Source organism: Arthrobacter sp. SRS-W-1-2016, assembly GCF_002009585.1.
Taxonomy (GTDB): Bacteria; Actinomycetota; Actinomycetes; order Actinomycetales; family Micrococcaceae; genus Arthrobacter; species Arthrobacter bambusae_A.
The window spans coordinates 1-15,556 of record NZ_MTPV01000034.1 but is presented as its reverse complement, the minus strand read 5'-3'; the positions used below and the strand labels follow the sequence as shown (position 1 = coordinate 15,556).

Sequence of the window (15,556 nt, the reverse complement as noted above, 5' to 3'; positions counted from 1 at the left end):
TGGTGGAATGAGTCTTTCCCGAGAACATGCCGCAGATCTGTCCCCTGACACTGTGGTGGTGGCGGCAGGCCGTCCCGAACGAAGCCATGACCAGCCCGTCAACCCGCCCATCGTTCTGTCCTCCACCTATTTCGGCACAGGAGCACTGAGCGACGGCGACCGCGGCTACGGACGCTACGCCAACCCCACCTGGGATCCGTTCGAGGAAGCGCTGGCCCAGCTGGAAGGCGCCGAGCTGCCCGGTCTGCTCTACGCCTCGGGCCTGGCTGCCGTGAGCTCCGCGTTGTCGCTCGTGCCCGCCGGCGGCGTGCTCGTCATGCCCACGCACAGCTACGCGGGGTCGCTCGTCATGGCCACCGAACTCGCGGCCAAGGGCATCCTTGAGTTGCGGACCGTTGACATCGCGGACACCGATGCCGTCAAGGCTCAGCTCGCCCCCGCGGATGGAAAGCCCGCCAGCATGCTGTGGATCGAAAGCCCCACCAACCCGATGCTCGGCATCGCCGATGTCCGGGCACTGGCCACCGCAGCCCATGAGGCCGGCGCGATCGTGGTCACGGACAACACTTTCTCCACGCCCCTGGTTCAGCAGCCCCTCAGCCTGGGCTCCGACGTCGTGCTGCACTCGGTGACCAAATACCTGGCAGGCCACTCCGACGTCGTACTCGGCGCCTTGGTGACCTCGAATGCCGGGCTGCGCGCGGAACTCCTGCACCACCGCATCATCCACGGCGGCATCGCTGGTCCCTTCGAGGCCTGGCTTGCGCTCCGCGGCCTGCGCACGCTGGCACTCCGGATCGACCGCTCGCAGGCTTCTGCCGCAACGCTGGCCGAGAGGCTGAGCACCCACCCGCGCGTCGAGTCCGTGCGCTTCCCGGGCCTGCCCAACGATCCCGGCCATGAGCGCGCCAAATCCCAAATGAAGGGCTTTGGTTCCATCCTGTGTATCCAACTGGCCGGAGACGGAACCCGCAGCGGTGCCGACGCAGCGGATCAGCTGGTGCGCGCATTGCAGTTGTGGATCCCCGCGACGTCGCTGGGCGGGGTCGAATCCCTGATCGAACGCCGACGCCGGCACACTGCCGAGCCGCTCAGCGTTCCGGACAACCTGGTCAGGATGAGCGTCGGGATCGAGAACGTACAAGACCTCTGGGCGGACTTGGAGCAAGCACTCAAGGCGCTTGACGGCTAGGCTTGAGGGCGTGGACGGAAAAATTTTGATTTCATACATCCAGAATGGGATTTGGGTCATTCTGGGACTGGTTGCCTTCGCTTTGGAGCTGTGGGCGCTGGTGGATTGCCTGCGCCACAAACCCTCGTCATTCGAAGCCGCATCCAAGCGGACCAAGACCTTCTGGCTCGCCCTCACCGGTATTGCAGCCGCGATCGGTGGCATTTCCGTCCTCAGCGGCGGCGGTGGACTGGGCCTCTTTGGCATCGCCGCCGTGACCGCGGCGTGTGTCTACCTGGCGGACGTGCGTCCGGCCGTGAAGGAAATCGGAAACAGCGGCCGCAACCAGGGGCCGTACGGTCCCTGGTAGCAGTGAGCTCAGGCCGGAGCCACCGCCGACCAGTCGACGGTAAGTTCCCCCAAGCGCCAGCGTGACGTTCCGTCCTGAAGCGGCCAACCGGCGTCGCGCATTGACTGGCACATGGCGGTCCACCGCTGCCTGCTGCCAAAAGACGCAAGAGGTGCGGCCTCCAGCCAGGCCTGGTCCAAGGCATTCAGGAAAACATGGATCCGTTCCCCTGGGATATTGCGGTGGATGAGTGCCTTCGGGAGGCGTTCGGCCACGTCGGAGGGCAGCTCGAAGCCGCCGAACCGCATGGACAGGCTCAGGCTCAACGGTCCGTTCGGGTCCAATGCAACCCACGTCACCCTGCGGCCGATTTCGTCACACGTGCCGTCGATGAACAATCCCTGCGGAGCCAACCGAGACTGAACGAGCGCCCAGATCCCGGGCACATCAGATTCCTCGTATTGGCGCAGCACGTTGAAGGCCCGCACCAACACGGGATTGCCCGGAACAGGAACCTCGAAACCGCCCACGTGGAAGCTGAGCCCGGGCCTCTCCAAGGATTTCGCGATCCGGACGCGCTCGGGTTCGATCTCGATCCCACACACGCGGACGTCCGGGCGGACGGCCCGGAGCCTTTCGAAGAGTTCGACGGCGGTGGCCGGGGAAGCGCCGTAGCCGAGGTCCACTACCAAGGGGTCGACGGCGGAGCGCAGCCGCCATCCCTGCGGGCCAGCCAACCAGCGGTCGAGGCGGCGCATGCGGTTGGGATTCGTGGTGCCTCGGGTGATGTTGCCGACGGGTTTGCCGCGTCTTCCCTGCACCCGCTCCGCTTTTTGCACCACCGTCCCACTTTATCCTCCAACGCGGGGTCACGTACGGCCCATCCGCGGAGCAAACACCGGCGCGAAGTGACCCTGCGTTGCCGTAACGCCCGGCAACGGCAGGTCCTCATCGCTTAGGATGAAAACCATGACTTACAAGCTGATTCTGCTGCGCCACGGCCACAGCGACTGGAACGCCAAGAACCTGTTCACCGGCTGGGTGGACGTCGACCTGAACGACCAAGGCCGCGAGGAAGCAGCGCGCGGTGGAGAGCTCCTGGTCGAGAACAACGTTCTCCCGGACATCCTGTACACGTCCCTGCTCAAGCGGGCCATCAACACCGCGAACATCTCCCTGGACAAGGCCAACCGCGGCTGGATCCCGGTCAAGCGTGACTGGCGCCTCAACGAGCGCCACTACGGTGCGCTCCAGGGCAAGGACAAGGCCCAGACGCTCGCCGAGTTCGGTGAAGAGCAGTTCATGGAGTGGCGCCGCAGCTACGACACCCCGCCGCCCCCGCTCTCCGACGACAGCGAGTTCTCCCAGGCACACGATCCCCGATACGCGGACCTCGGCGACGCCCTCCCGCGCACCGAGTGCCTCAAGGACGTCCTCGTGCGCCTCCTCCCGTACTGGGAATCCGACATCAAGGAAGACCTCAAGGCCGGCAAGACCGTACTCGTGACCGCCCACGGCAACTCGCTCCGCGCCCTCGTCAAGCACCTCGATGGCATCAGCGACGAGGACATTGCTGGCCTCAACATCCCCACGGGCATCCCGTTGGTCTACGACCTGGACGAGAACTTCCAGCCGATCAACCCCGGCGGAACCTACCTCGACCCCGAGGCCGCCGTCGTTGTTTGTGAAGCCTGGCTAGAAGCCTTCAGGCTGCCATTCACCGGTGACCAGGTAAGTCACCTTGCGGGCAACCGAGACGCCGTGGTCGGCGAAGCGTTCGAAGTAGCGGCTCGCGAGGGCCACGTCCACTGTGGTGGCGGCCGTCTCTGCCCAGGCAGGATCCGCGATGGCCCTGAAGACGCTCAAGTGCAGATCGTCCACCCGGATGTTGAGCTTGAGGATGTCGCGGGCAACTTCCAAGTCGCGGGACTCCAGGAGCAGGGTGACCTTCTGGACGATTTCGAGGTCGAGGCGGGCCATGTCCTTGAACGTGGCCGTCAGCTGCTCGGGGATGACGGTGGCCGGGTAGCGCAAGCGTGCCAGCTGGGCTACGTGCCGGGCGAGGTCACCCATGCGCTCCAGGGATGCGCTCATCCGCAGGGAGCCGACAATCATCCGGAGATCGCTCGCCACAGGACCCTGGAGTGCCAGGATGTCGATGGCGCGCTCGTCGAGGCCGTTCTGCAGGAAATCGATCCGGGCATCGGCGGCAATGACGTCCTGGGCGAGATCGACGTCCGCACCTTCGAACGCAGTAGTCGCGTTCTGGATCGCCTCAGTGACCAGTTTTGAGATCTCGATGAGGTCCTCACCGACCTGGATGAGCTCCTCCTGAAAAACCTTGCGCACGGTGGCGTCCTCTCCTTGGAATTCTCCTCCGCACCCCTCTGACGGCGCGAAAATCATCACAGCTAACTATGGTCCAACTAGTAAGGATGGCAGTGGTCAATGAACGATTGCGCACCTTTAGGTGAACGTTAGCTGAATCGGGGCGGTTTGGTGACCGTTCCATATTTTGCAGTGTTTCGAGCGCATAAGCTAGATCCGTGGATCCAGTGCTCATCGGTGTCATCGCAGGTCTAGTCGGCCTGTCGTGCGGCGTCTTTGGCGTGCTCGCGTTCAGGCTGAGTGAACGGCAGCGGAAGATCGTGGACCTGGACGTCACGGAACCCCTGCTTCCGGAGGGAGCCGCTGAGGTGCTGTCCGTCGTCGGGCGCGCTTTCGTCGTCGTGGACGCGATCGACGGCGTCGTCCGGGCCAGTCCCGCGGCCTACGCCTACGGGCTCGTGAGGGGCCACACGGTGGTCCACAAGCAGTTGCTGGACATGACCGCAAAGGTGAGGCGCGACGGCGTCATCCTGGAAGAGACTTTCGAGTTGCCCCGCGGTCCGTTGGGCAAAGGAACCATTGTGGTGCAGGTGCGGGCAGCCATGCTCGGATGGGAATATATCGTCCTGCTGGCCGATGACCGCACCGAAATCACCCGGACCGAAGAGATCCGCAACGACTTCGTCGCGAACGTTTCGCACGAACTCAAGACGCCGGTGGGCGCCATCTCGCTGCTGGCCGAAGCGCTCGAGGCGAGTCCCGACGACGAAGAAGCCGTGCGCCGCTTCGCGAAGCGCATGCATAAGGAGTCGACACGGCTCGCCGCGCTGGTGCAGGACATCATCGAGCTGTCCCGGCTCCAAGGGGCCAATGTGGCACAGCAAGGGCACGCCGTGGATATCAATACAGTGATCGCCGAAGCCGTGGATCGTTCGCAGCTCCCAGCCGAACTCAAGAACATCAAGATCGTCGTCGGCGGCCGCACGGAAACAATGGTGTTCGGCGACCAGGACCTGTTGGTGACCGCCTTGCGGAACCTGATCGACAACGCGATCCGTTATTCGCCCGAGAACACCCGTGTGGGAGTGGGGGTCCGCGCCAAAGAAGGCGTGGTGGCCATTTCCGTCACGGACCAGGGTGAGGGTCTCAGCCCCGAGGACCAGGAGCGCATTTTCGAGCGCTTCTACCGCGTGGATGCGGCGAGGTCCCGGCAAACCGGTGGAACCGGCTTGGGCCTCAGTATCGTCAAGCACGTGGTGTCCAACCACGGCGGCGAGGTCACCGTCTGGTCCCAGCCCGGCCAAGGATCTACTTTCACCATCCGCCTTCCGGAAATGGAAGGCCAGGACGACGACGCCGGGGCGAAGCCCCGAAACGTGATTCAAACGACGGGCGCTGTGCGCGCCCTAGAGCAAGGAGCTGGCGCTTGAGCAGGATTCTGATCGTGGAGGACGAAGAGTCCTTCAGCGACCCCCTGTCCTACCTATTGGGCAAGGAAGGCTTCGATGTCCAGGTTGTGGACAACGGCAGTGACGCCTTGGTGGAGTTCGACCGCAACGGGGCCGACCTGGTGCTGCTGGACTTGCAGCTTCCGGGGACCCCTGGCACCGAGGTTTGCCGGCAACTGCGCCAGCGTTCCAGCGTCCCGGTCATCATGCTGACCGCCAAGGACTCGGAAATCGACAAGGTGGTTGGCCTGGAGCTCGGCGCGGACGACTACGTCACCAAGCCCTACTCCTCGAGGGAACTCGTGGCCCGGGTGCGTGCCGTGCTGCGCCGCCAAGGCGAGCCGGAGGAACTCATCACGTCCACCGTGCAGGCCGGTCCGGTGCGGATGGACATCGAGCGGCATGTAGTGAGCGTCAACGGCGAACAAGTATCGCTTCCGCTGAAGGAATTCGAGCTTCTCGAGATGCTGCTTCGCAATTCCGGCCGGGTGCTCACCCGCGGGCAGCTGATCGACCGTGTCTGGGGTTCCGACTACGTCGGCGACACCAAGACCTTGGACGTCCATGTGAAGCGCTTGCGGAGCAAGATCGAGCCCGATCCCTCCGTTCCCCGCTATCTCGTGACGGTGCGGGGCTTGGGCTACAAGTTCGAGCCGTAGGCCGGCGCGGACAGGAACAGCAAGGGCAACAGCAAAAGGAAGGGCTCCCGTGGGGGAGTCCTTCCTTTTGTCTTGGTAAACCCTTTTGACTTGCCAAGCCGGCTCGTTGCCGAGCAGGCGGCGGTGGCCCCTAGTGGCCTGTGCTGCTCGCGCTAGGCGTGGGGCTGGCGCTGCTGCTCGAAGTCGAGCTGCTGCTCGGGGTGGCCGAGCTGCTGGCGGAGGGGCTCGGTGAAGCGGAAGGAGTGGGAATGTACTTCGCGTATTCCTTCAAGGAAGCATCCAGGACCGGGAACTGTACGGTGCTGGAATCCGATCCGCTCTTGATGGTCACGGGAACCACCGAACCCGGGACTCCGCCGGTGGTGCTCAGGATAACGGCGCTCGTGGTGTCGTTGAGGTAGGTCTCGGAGTTTGCCTTCACCGGAATGGTCGCCTGTGACCCGCCGGCGCCACTGAGGGTGAGGGTGGCATCGCTCGAGGAAGTGTTGAACACGGCACCAATGACGCGGCCCGGCTTGTTGGCATCGGTGGAGACGATGAGCATGTTTCGCAGCTGCAGTGAACCGAGGTCCGCCCTGACGCCGTCAGACGGTGAATACTGCTGATTCGTCTGCTGGGGGTTGATATAGCCACAGCCGGTCACGGACAAGAGACCGATGCTGATGGCGGCCGCCGCCATCGCCAGTTTGCCGCGCTGGACACGGTTCATCGCAGTAATGCGCACGACACGTACTCCTCTAAGAGTCATTGGAACACTTTTCAGCCATAGCCTATCGGCAAACCGGCAAGAACAAGGATTCCGATCACCATTGTGGCGGCCCTCCAGAAGGAGTAGGGTCATCCGGAACGCTCTCTCATATGCACTTTTATGCCCTCCCGTCAAGAGGGTGCCGGAGGGCTGAAAAGGCCATTTTCCGCGTATTTACAGGGCTCAGGACCCCTTTCCGTGCCAATCGTATGCCTTAAGCGTGATAAACTGGTCTGCGGGAAAGGGGAAAGTCCACATGGTTTTTGAGGTCGGCGAGACAGTAGTTTACCCTCACCACGGTGCAGCAAAAATTGAAGAAATCAAGATGCGCACTATCAAGGGCGAAGAGAAAATGTATCTCAAGCTCAAGGTGGCTCAGGGTGATCTGACCATTGAAGTTCCAGCAGAAAACGTAGACCTTGTTGGGGTTCGCGACGTAGTGGGCAAGGAAGGCTTGGAGCACGTATTTGACGTTCTCCGTGCCGAGTTCACTGAAGAGCCCACCAACTGGTCCCGGCGCTACAAGGCAAACCTGGAGAAGCTTGCTTCCGGCGACGTCATCAAGGTTGCAGAGGTCGTCCGCGACCTTTGGCGCCGTGATCACGATCGCGGCCTTTCCGCAGGTGAAAAGCGAATGCTGGCCAAAGCCCGTCAGATTCTGATTTCAGAACTGGCATTGGCTGAGAAGACCGACGAAGAGAAGGCCGCAAGCGTTCTCGACGAAGTTCTGGCTTCCTAACAGAGATTCAAAGATTTGAACCCCGGTAGCAACCTGCTGCCGGGGTTTCCTTTTGCCCGGTGGGCACCACGTAGGCTTGGGCGCATGACTACACCATCCCAGCGCGAGGCCACCGCCGTCGTCGTCGTCGCAGCAGGCTCGGGGGAGCGCCTTGGCTATGGCATGCCCAAAGCAAAAGTGCCGCTGGGCGGCGAAACGATTCTGACCCATGCCCTTCGCGGCGTCGCGACCGCGGACGTCGCACGCCAGATTTGCGTGGCCGTCCCCGCAGGCGATCTGGAGCTGCGCGAGCTGTGCGAGGCATTCCGCCAGGAGCTCGGCACCGACGGTCCGCTGATCACAGTGGTCGACGGCGGATCGACCCGTGCCGCTTCGGTCCGCGCCGCACTGGGGGCAGTTCTTGAGGGAACGCGTGCAGTGCTGGTTCACGATGCCGCGCGTGCGCTGACACCCGAACGGGTCTTCCACCGTGTCGCCGTGGCGCTTTCGTCGGGCGCCAAAGCTGTCATCCCCGCCATGCCGGTGGTGGATACCGTCAAGATGGTCGCGGAAACGGACGGGGACGACGCCGGAATCGCGCCGGAGATCGTCACCGGCACCGCCCCGCGCGAACAACTTCGTGCCGTGCAGACTCCGCAGGGATTCGACTATGAGACGTTGTTGCGCGCCCACTCCGCCGCGGCGACGTTCGACGACGAGCAGTCGGCGGCCGTCACGGACGACGCCATGCTTGTCGAGCTCCTGGGCGTCCCCGTCCACGCAGTGCGGGGCGCCAGCCAGTCGCTGAAGATCACCACGCCGCTGGATCTCATCATCGCCGAAGGCCTCCTGGAAGGGCCGCTCGGAGTCCGCTGGGTGGAAGGCTGATGGCCGCACCGGAGAACACCGCGATGATTCTGCCGCGCACGGGCATCGGGGTTGACGTGCACGCCTACGCACCTGAGAACGATCCGCAGCCGTTGTGGCTCGGCGGGCTGTTCTGGGAGGGGGAACGCGGACTTGCAGGGCATTCCGACGGCGATTGCGTCGCCCATGCGGCCGCTGACGCGCTCTTCTCCGCTTGCGGCATCGGTGATCTGGGCACGCATTTCGGCACGGACCGTCCCGAATTCGCGGGTGCGTCCGGGGTGAAGCTGCTGGGGGAGGCTGCGAGGATCGTCCGTGCCGCCGGTTTCGAAATCGGGAACGTGGCGGTGCAGTTCGTTGCCAACAGGCCAAAGTTCGGCCCGCGCCGTGAAGAGTCGCAACGTGTCCTCAGCGCCGCCGCGGGAGCCGCCGTAAGCGTCACGGCGACCACCAGTGACGGCCTGGGTTTCACCGGCCGGGGCGAGGGCATTTCCGCCGTGGCCACGGCACTCGTCTACGCCGTGCCCGCAGCACCCCAGGGCGATGGCAGCTAAACAGGGATACAGGGTGTGCGACGAAGCCAGTCGGTGCGCATCCGCTAATCTGGAGCGGTGACCCTGCGCTTTTACGACACTGCATCCGCCGAAGTCCGCGACTTCGTTCCCCTTGAAGCCGGCAAGGCCAGCGTCTACTACTGCGGTGCCACGGTGCAGGGTATGCCGCACGTTGGACATGTCCGCTCGGCGATCGCCTTCGACCAGTTGACCCGTTGGCTTGAATACCGCGGTCTGCGTGTCACTGTTGTCCGCAACGTCACGGACATCGACGACAAGATCCTCGCAAAGTCGGCACAGTCCTTCGGGCCGGACTGGGCCGAGGAACCCACAGCCAAGGCCGAGGAAGAATGGTGGGCCTTGGCCTACCGCTACGAGCAGGAATTCGAACAGGCCTACGACGTCCTCGGCGTTTCCCGCCCCACCTATGAACCTCGCGCCACCGGCCACATCCCGGAGATGCACGCCCTCATTCAAAGGCTCATCGACCGCGGCCACGCCTACCCGGCCCTGGACGACTCGGGCGACGTCTACTTCGACGTCCGGTCCTGGAGCAAGTACGGCTCGCTGACCCGACAGAACATCGACGACATGCAGGGAGCCGCCGACGTCGAGCCTCAATTCAGCAACAGGAAGCGCGACCCGCGCGACTTTGCGCTGTGGAAAGGCTACAAGGACGGGGAGCCGACGACGGCGAGCTGGGTTTCGCCGTGGGGAACCGGGCGGCCGGGCTGGCATCTTGAATGCTCCGCCATGGCCACGAAGTACTTGGGCCAGCAATTCGACATCCACGGCGGCGGATTGGATCTCCGCTTCCCGCACCACGAGAACGAGATGGCGCAATCTCAGGCTGCGGGTGACGGATTCGCCAACTTCTGGCTGCACAACGGGATGGTCACCTACGAGGGCGAAAAGATGTCCAAGTCGGTAGGCAACACGGTGAGCCCGTCGGAAATGCTCGAGCTCGCTAGCCCGCGCGTTGTCCGGTACTACCTTGGGCAGGCGCAGTACCGCTCCATCCTTGACTACCGGCCCACCTCGCTCCAGGAAGCTGCTGCTGCCGTGGAGCGCATCTATGGGTTTGTCGCGAAGGCCTCCAAGAAGTTCGGTGGCGATTTCGCCGCCCACCCTGTGTCGAGCCCAGTGCCCGATGCGTTCGCTGCCGCGATGGATGACGACCTCAACGTCCCGCAGGCCCTGGGCGCCCTGCACGAGACTGTCCGCGCCGGAAATACGGCGCTGGCGAACGGGGACGACGCCGGGGCCGAGCAGGCGCTCCAGGCCGTGATGGCCATGACCACCGTGCTTGGACTGAACGACGTCCGCGGCGAGGCCCAGGAGAACTCCGAGACCGTCACGGCCCTCGAGGTCCTCGTGGAAGCCCAGTTGCAGGCGCGGGCCGAGGCGCGGGCCAACAAGGACTGGGCAGCTTCCGACGCGATCCGCGACACTCTTGCGGCAGCCGGTATCGCAGTTGAGGATGGCGCCGACGGCGCCAGCTGGAGCCTCAAACGGGACTGACATTCCGCCGTCGTCCCGATTTAAGTTGATTCAGTAGACTTGATTGCAGACGTACTCAACACAATCAAGGGTGGAATTCATGGCCAACAACGGTCGCCGGGCTGTCAAGAGCAAGAAGGGCCCCACCACCGGAACCGGTGGCCACGGTCGAAAGGCCCTCGAAGGCCGGGGTCCGACCCCCAAGGCTGAGGACCGCGAGTACCACAAGGCGTACAAGAGCAAGCAGCTCGCTGAACGCTCGGCGGCAAAGCGCGCGGCCGGGGGCACCAGCCGCTCGAACCCGGGCGCCCGCTCGGGCCCCAAGGGCCGCGCTACCGAGGAAGTCGTCACCGGGCGCAACTCCGTGGTGGAGGCGCTTCGCGCCGGAATCCCCGCGAAGGCACTGCACGTCGCCATCCGAATCGAGATGGACGACCGCGTCAAGGAGTCCCTCAAACTCGCTGCCGAACGTGGCATCCCGCTGCTGGAAACCGGCAAGCCCGAGCTGGACCGCATGACCGAAGACGCTGTCCACCAGGGCCTCGTACTGCAGATCCCGCCGTACGAATACCAGGACGCCTACGACCTCGCCGAAGAGACGGTCACTAAGTGGAAGAAGGGGTACATCCCCAACGCGCCCCTCTTCGTTGCGCTCGACGGCATCACCGACCCCCGCAACCTCGGCGCCATCATCCGCTCCGTTTCCGCCTTCAGCGGCCACGGCGTGATTGTCCCGGAGCGCCGCTCCGTCGGTGTCACTGCGTCGGCCTGGAAGACCAGCGCAGGCGCAGCGGTCCGCGTCCCCGTGGCCCGGGCTGCCAACCTGAACAACGCACTCAAGCAGTTCAAGCAGATGGGCATCTTCGTGCTGGGCCTGGACGGCGACGGCGACGTCTCGCTGCCGGATCTCTCGTTGGCCACCGATCCCGTGTGCATCGTGGTGGGTTCCGAGGGCAAGGGCCTCAGCCGCCTGGTCCGCGAAAACTGCGACCAGATCATCTCCATCCCGATCGACTCCGCCATGGAATCGCTCAACGCCTCCATGGCCGTGGGCATCTCCCTGTACGAAGTCTCAAGGCAGCGCGCGGCCAAATAGCCAGTCGGTTGGCGGCACAGCCGCCAACCCTCGCTCAGTTATACGGTGTTTCCGACGCACGCCCGCTCACTTATGGCGCCAAATACAGCAACGCTCGCTCACTAAGATGAACTGGTCTTAGTGAGCGAGCGTTGCTGTTCCCTTCAGAAGTCGCGGCGGTTGGCGAGGACCGGGAGCTTGACCCTCGCGTCCTCGACGACGGCGGCATCCAGCTCCGCGAACAACAGGCCGGGTTCGGCGTCGAGCTCTTCAAGAACGTTGCCCAAGGGGGACACGACGACGGAGTGCCCCACTCCGGTGGGCGCCGCCCCTTTGGGTTCGCGGCCCTGGCTCGCGGGATCGCCCTGGCCGCATGCCAGCACGAAGGTTGTGGTGTCGATCGCCCGGGCACGCGCGAGCAGCTTCCACTGTTCCACCTTGCCCGGCCCGGCTCCCCAGGAAGCGGACACGATGTTCACGTCGGCCCCGCGGTCGGCGTTGGCGGTGAAGAGCGCCGGGAAGCGGATGTCGTAGCACGTGGCCAAGCCAAAGGTGAGGCCCCCGGCGTCGAACGTCACTGGACCGGTGCCGGCGTCAACGGTGTCCGATTCCGCAAAGCCGAAGGCGTCGAAGAGGTGGATCTTGTCGTAGCTGGTGTCCACCCCGGGCCCGGTGGCGATCAGGGTGTTCCGGACCTTGCCGTTGCTGCTGCCGTCCGAGGCGAGGCCAGGGGTGAACATTCCGGCCACGATCACGATCCCAAGTTCTCGGGCGATCTCCCGCACCCGGCTGGCCCATGGCCCGTCCAAGGGCTCGGCGATGTCCAGCAGGGAATTCCCGAAGGCGCGCATGCTCGCTTCGGGAAACACCACGAGCTCGGCACCGCCCTCCTTGGCCTGGCGGGCATAGTCTTCCAACAGGGTCAGGTTGTCTGCCAGCTCGCGGCCACTGATGAGTTGAGCAAGAGCGATTCGCACAATTACCTCCGCATTGGTGTATAGCCAAAGTATGCAACGACATCGCCGAGGATACGAACCGCTCGGCGTGCGGCCGCGTGAATTGGGCCTAGTCGACATAATCCGCGCGAGCGACCGGTTTTGCGAAAAGCGTAACTGGCCGAACGATGCGACGTTTTAGCAGGTGAGCGGCTTGTTTGCGTTCGTAGGGGGCGCCGGCCGGGCTCTGACCGCCGGGCGTCCGTGCTGTCATATGGGCTGTGGGCAAGGGAGAATTGGCGTCGGAGACTAAACTCTCAAGTAATGGTTATGCCGATTTTTGACACAGCATCTACAGTGGACGCCTCGCGGCCGTCGCCGCTCGGGCTGAGTGTTCCGCGGCTTGGAAAGTCCGACGGACACACCCCCTCGCGCGACCGCGTCAACGTCGCCGTCTGGGCCCCAGGACTCACTCGGGTCGAAATCGCGTACATGGCCCCCGGGGACTCCTGGAAGGTCCACACGCTGCCCAAACTGGAGGACGGCGTCCATCACGGGATCGTGGACGGGCTGCCGCCCGGCACCCGGTACGGCTTCCGCGCCGCGGTCCACGAGGATGCGCTTCCGCTGTCCGTTCAGGCTCCGGACTTTGACGCCGACGACGCCGAGCAACTCCTGCTGGATCCCTACGGTCGGGCGGTGCACCAGCGCGGCGAGCTGCTGACCTCCGTGCGGATGGAATCGGCGTTTGATTGGGGCGACGACCGTGCGCTGCGCACGCCGTGGCGGGACACCATTGTCTATGAGGCGCACGTCCGCGGCCAGAGCATGCTGCACCCGGATATCCCGGAGCACCTCCGCGGGACCTACGCGGGCATGGCACACCCGGCCATGATCGAGCACTTTCACTCACTGGGAGTGACGGCAGTCCAATTGCTGCCCATCCACTTTCACATGGACGAGCAGCACCTGCAGTACTTGGGCCTGACCAACTACTGGGGCTACAACACCGCAGCGTTCTTTGCGCCGCATGCGGACTACGCCACGCAGGCCGCCCAGCTGGCAGGCCCCCACGCCGTCCAGGACGAATTCAAGGGCATGGTGAAGCTCCTTCACGCCGCGGGGCTGGAAGTGATCCTCGACGTGGTCTACAACCACACTGCTGAAGGCGGCACTGACGGCGACACCTTCAGTTTCAGGGGACTGGGCGAGCAGCGGTACTACCGCCACGACGCCCACGGCCGCTATCTCGACACGACCGGTTGCGGAAACACCCTCAATTTTGCCGAACCGAGGGTGGTGGATCTTGCCATCGATTCGCTGCGCTATTGGGCCGAAGAATTCCACATCGACGGCTTCCGTTTCGACCTCGCCGTGACTCTGTGCCGCAATGCGGGCAACGAGTTCGATCCTGACCACCCTTTCCTGAAGCGCATCGCGGAAGATCCGGTGATCTCCAAGACCAAGCTCATTTCCGAACCGTGGGATGTGGGCTACGGTGGCTGGCAGACTGGGCGGTTCCCCAAGGGGTGGGTGGACTGGAACGACCACTTCCGTGATGGCGTGCGCCGTTTCTGGCTCTCAGAGCGGGGTGCCGTGGAAGGCGGGATGTCCGGCAGCACCATGGGAGATCTGGCCGACGCTTTGACCGGCTCGGCCCGGGTCTTTGAATCCGCCGGACGTTCCAGGCTCGCTTCGCTCAATTTCATCACCGCCCACGATGGCTTCACCCTGACTGATCTGGTGTCCTACGACCGTAAGCACAACGAGGCCAACGGCGAGCAAAACCGCGACGGGCAGACCAACAGCCTCAGCTACAACCACGGATTCGAAGGCCGTACGGAAAATGAGACGATTCTCGCGGCCCGTGCCCTGTCCAAGCGGAACCTCATGACCACGTTGATGATTTCCATCGGCGTGCCCATGATCACCGCCGGCGATGAGCTTGGACGCACGCAGCAGGGAAACAACAACGCCTATTGCCAGGACAATCCCCTGACATGGATCGACTGGACCCAGACACCCGAATCGCATGACATGCTGAGGAGCACCAAACGGGTGATCCGCCTCCGCAAGGAGTTCCTGCAGGCCCAGGACGCAGGCTTCCCGGACAAGGGGACCGGCCTGGATTGGTTCGATGAGAAGGGCCAGCCCATGACGCCGGCCCGTTGGCACGATCCATCCCTGCGGATTGTGCAGCTCTTGGTGAGTTCGGAGGGCGGCGCTTACCGCGGCTTGATCGTTATCAACGGAAACAAGGATGACCACAAGGTCGTCCTGCCCAAACTGGTCGCCGAATCCGGCACGGGAAGCCGTATGTTCGAGCTGCGCCTCACGACGTCCGAACTCAATGACCGCAGGCAGGGAGCCCTGGTCGCCGCCGGCGAGCGGGAAGTGGTCCAAGGCAACACCATCAACATCTACCGCACTTAGGAACCATGAAGATCTATTCCGCAGACACGTGGACGCTCGAAGAACTGCAGGAACAAGTGTCCGACGCCGGCCGACGCACCGTGATGGTGCCGCCGGCAGCAAACAAGGCAGCCGTCCTCGAAGTGTTCGGCCAGGTGCTCGATTTCCCCGAGTACGACGGTGTGGACATGGATGCGCTCAACGATTCACTCCACGATTTCGCAGACAGTGTGTCCGACGACGACCAACCACCCGTCACCCTGATTTGGCAGGTCCCGGCGGCCTACCGGACTGATCGGTCCTTCGGCTTGGTTTGCGAGATCCTCCAGGACGCCGAGTTCTACTCGGGGCGGGACCTCGCTGTCATAGCGGTCTTCGAGCAGTAGGGCGACTGGCCCGGGCGGGCTATGCCCACCCAGCCGGGTTGCCGCTACGCGTTGACGATCAGCCCCAGTTCGGCCTTCGAGGCCAGGGAGGGGTGCTTCGGGAAGACCCGGACGGTGTAGCCGAAGGATCCGGAGCGGTTGATCAGGATGGACCCGGTGAACAGGTGGCGACCGTTGCCAAGGTCCTCGAACGAGTTCAGCTCGGCGACGGTGATGTCTTCCAGCTCATCGCTTTCTTCGGCACGCCCATAGGCGACCTCGACGCACACGTCGTCCGGTGTCAGGGTGTGGAGGGCGATGTAGGCGTTGACCTGGAGGGTGTCCCCGACCTGGGGTTCTTCGGAGACGCCCACGGAGTCCACGTGTTCCACGATGAGCTGCGGCCAGGCGTCGCGGACCTTGCTGG

At 63.9% G+C, this 15,556-nt stretch carries 15 protein-coding genes and 2 pseudogenes; 12 read left to right on the top strand and 5 right to left on the bottom strand.

The annotated features are described in order from the left end of the window. Nucleotides 1–7: 7 nt before the first annotated feature. A complete protein-coding gene (locus BMF89_RS07870) occupies nt 8–1,192 on the top strand; it encodes an aminotransferase class I/II-fold pyridoxal phosphate-dependent enzyme (RefSeq protein WP_078106540.1) in 1,185 nt (394 codons plus the stop codon). A 10-nt stretch (nt 1,193–1,202) separates the two neighbouring features. Then, complete coding sequence (locus tag BMF89_RS07865; protein ID WP_078106539.1) at nt 1,203–1,541, top strand: DUF2516 family protein; 339 nt, start codon at nt 1,203–1,205, stop codon at nt 1,539–1,541. A gap of 8 nt (nt 1,542–1,549) precedes the next feature. On the opposite strand, the gene BMF89_RS07860 is transcribed toward BMF89_RS07865, so the two are convergent. Further along, nucleotides 1,550–2,359 (bottom strand): class I SAM-dependent methyltransferase, encoded by an 810-nt coding sequence (locus BMF89_RS07860; RefSeq protein WP_078106624.1) that lies wholly within the window; start codon nt 2,357–2,359, stop codon nt 1,550–1,552. Between the two features lie 130 nt (nt 2,360–2,489). On the opposite strand from BMF89_RS07860, the pseudogene BMF89_RS07855 reads away from it, so the two are divergent. Further along, nucleotides 2,490–3,200 (top strand): annotated as a pseudogene (locus tag BMF89_RS07855) (phosphoglyceromutase); the annotation flags it as partial. A gap of 15 nt (nt 3,201–3,215) precedes the next feature. Here BMF89_RS07855 and phoU read toward each other — a convergent pair. After that, entirely contained in the window at nt 3,216–3,869 is a 654-nt protein-coding gene (gene phoU / locus BMF89_RS07850; protein WP_078106623.1) for a phosphate signaling complex protein PhoU, read from the bottom strand. A gap of 206 nt (nt 3,870–4,075) precedes the next feature. Here phoU and BMF89_RS07845 point away from each other — a divergent pair, with 206 nt between their 5' ends. After that, nucleotides 4,076–5,278 carry an ATP-binding protein gene (locus BMF89_RS07845; protein WP_253190756.1) on the top strand — a complete coding sequence of 401 codons (1,203 nt, stop codon included), beginning with the start codon at nt 4,076–4,078 and terminating at the stop codon, nt 5,276–5,278. Then, nucleotides 5,275–5,955, top strand: a complete 681-nt coding sequence (locus BMF89_RS07840) for a response regulator transcription factor (RefSeq protein ID WP_059388662.1) — start codon at nt 5,275–5,277, stop codon at nt 5,953–5,955. The genes BMF89_RS07845 and BMF89_RS07840 overlap by 4 nt, the downstream gene beginning before the upstream one ends. Nucleotides 5,956–6,085: 130 nt before the next feature. On the opposite strand, the gene BMF89_RS07835 is transcribed toward BMF89_RS07840, so the two are convergent. Next, entirely contained in the window at nt 6,086–6,664 is a 579-nt protein-coding gene (locus BMF89_RS07835; RefSeq protein ID WP_078106538.1) for a hypothetical protein, read from the bottom strand. A 295-nt stretch (nt 6,665–6,959) separates the two neighbouring features. Here BMF89_RS07835 and BMF89_RS07830 point away from each other — a divergent pair, with 295 nt between their 5' ends. The 5 genes from BMF89_RS07830 to rlmB all read left to right on the top strand — a co-directional run bounded on the left by BMF89_RS07830 (nt 6,960) and on the right by rlmB (nt 11,438). After that, nucleotides 6,960–7,442: a CarD family transcriptional regulator gene (locus tag BMF89_RS07830; RefSeq protein ID WP_011690592.1), complete on the top strand. Its 483-nt coding sequence runs from the start codon at nt 6,960–6,962 to the stop codon at nt 7,440–7,442. 84 nt (nt 7,443–7,526) lie between these two features. Then, nucleotides 7,527–8,309: a 2-C-methyl-D-erythritol 4-phosphate cytidylyltransferase gene (gene ispD / locus BMF89_RS07825; RefSeq protein WP_078106537.1), complete on the top strand. Its 783-nt coding sequence runs from the start codon at nt 7,527–7,529 to the stop codon at nt 8,307–8,309. 23 nt (nt 8,310–8,332) lie between these two features. Next, nucleotides 8,333–8,842 carry a 2-C-methyl-D-erythritol 2,4-cyclodiphosphate synthase gene (gene ispF, locus BMF89_RS07820; RefSeq protein WP_139359602.1) on the top strand — a complete coding sequence of 170 codons (510 nt, stop codon included), beginning with the start codon at nt 8,333–8,335 and terminating at the stop codon, nt 8,840–8,842. A gap of 57 nt (nt 8,843–8,899) precedes the next feature. Beyond that, on the top strand, nt 8,900–10,363 hold the full coding sequence (gene cysS, locus BMF89_RS07815; protein ID WP_078106535.1) for a cysteine--tRNA ligase: 1,464 nt from the start codon (nt 8,900–8,902) through the stop codon (nt 10,361–10,363). A 79-nt stretch (nt 10,364–10,442) separates the two neighbouring features. After that, nucleotides 10,443–11,438, top strand: coding sequence for a 23S rRNA (guanosine(2251)-2'-O)-methyltransferase RlmB (rlmB, locus tag BMF89_RS07810; protein ID WP_078106534.1), 996 nt, complete (start codon nt 10,443–10,445; stop codon nt 11,436–11,438). A 143-nt stretch (nt 11,439–11,581) separates the two neighbouring features. Here the strand turns inward: rlmB and BMF89_RS07805 are convergent, their stop codons facing one another. Continuing rightward, nucleotides 11,582–12,394 carry a carbon-nitrogen hydrolase family protein gene (locus BMF89_RS07805; RefSeq protein ID WP_078106533.1) on the bottom strand — a complete coding sequence of 271 codons (813 nt, stop codon included), beginning with the start codon at nt 12,392–12,394 and terminating at the stop codon, nt 11,582–11,584. A gap of 282 nt (nt 12,395–12,676) precedes the next feature. Here BMF89_RS07805 and glgX point away from each other — a divergent pair, with 282 nt between their 5' ends. Continuing rightward, the gene (glgX, locus tag BMF89_RS07800; protein WP_078106532.1) at nt 12,677–14,785 is read left to right on the top strand and encodes a glycogen debranching protein GlgX; all 2,109 of its coding nucleotides are present in this window, start codon (nt 12,677–12,679) and stop codon (nt 14,783–14,785) included. A 5-nt stretch (nt 14,786–14,790) separates the two neighbouring features. After that, entirely contained in the window at nt 14,791–15,150 is a 360-nt protein-coding gene (locus BMF89_RS07795; protein ID WP_078106531.1) for a barstar family protein, read from the top strand. Between the two features lie 44 nt (nt 15,151–15,194). On the opposite strand, the pseudogene BMF89_RS07790 reads toward BMF89_RS07795, so the two are convergent. Continuing rightward, a pseudogene (locus BMF89_RS07790) lies at nt 15,195–15,556 on the bottom strand (DUF3417 domain-containing protein); the annotation flags it as partial.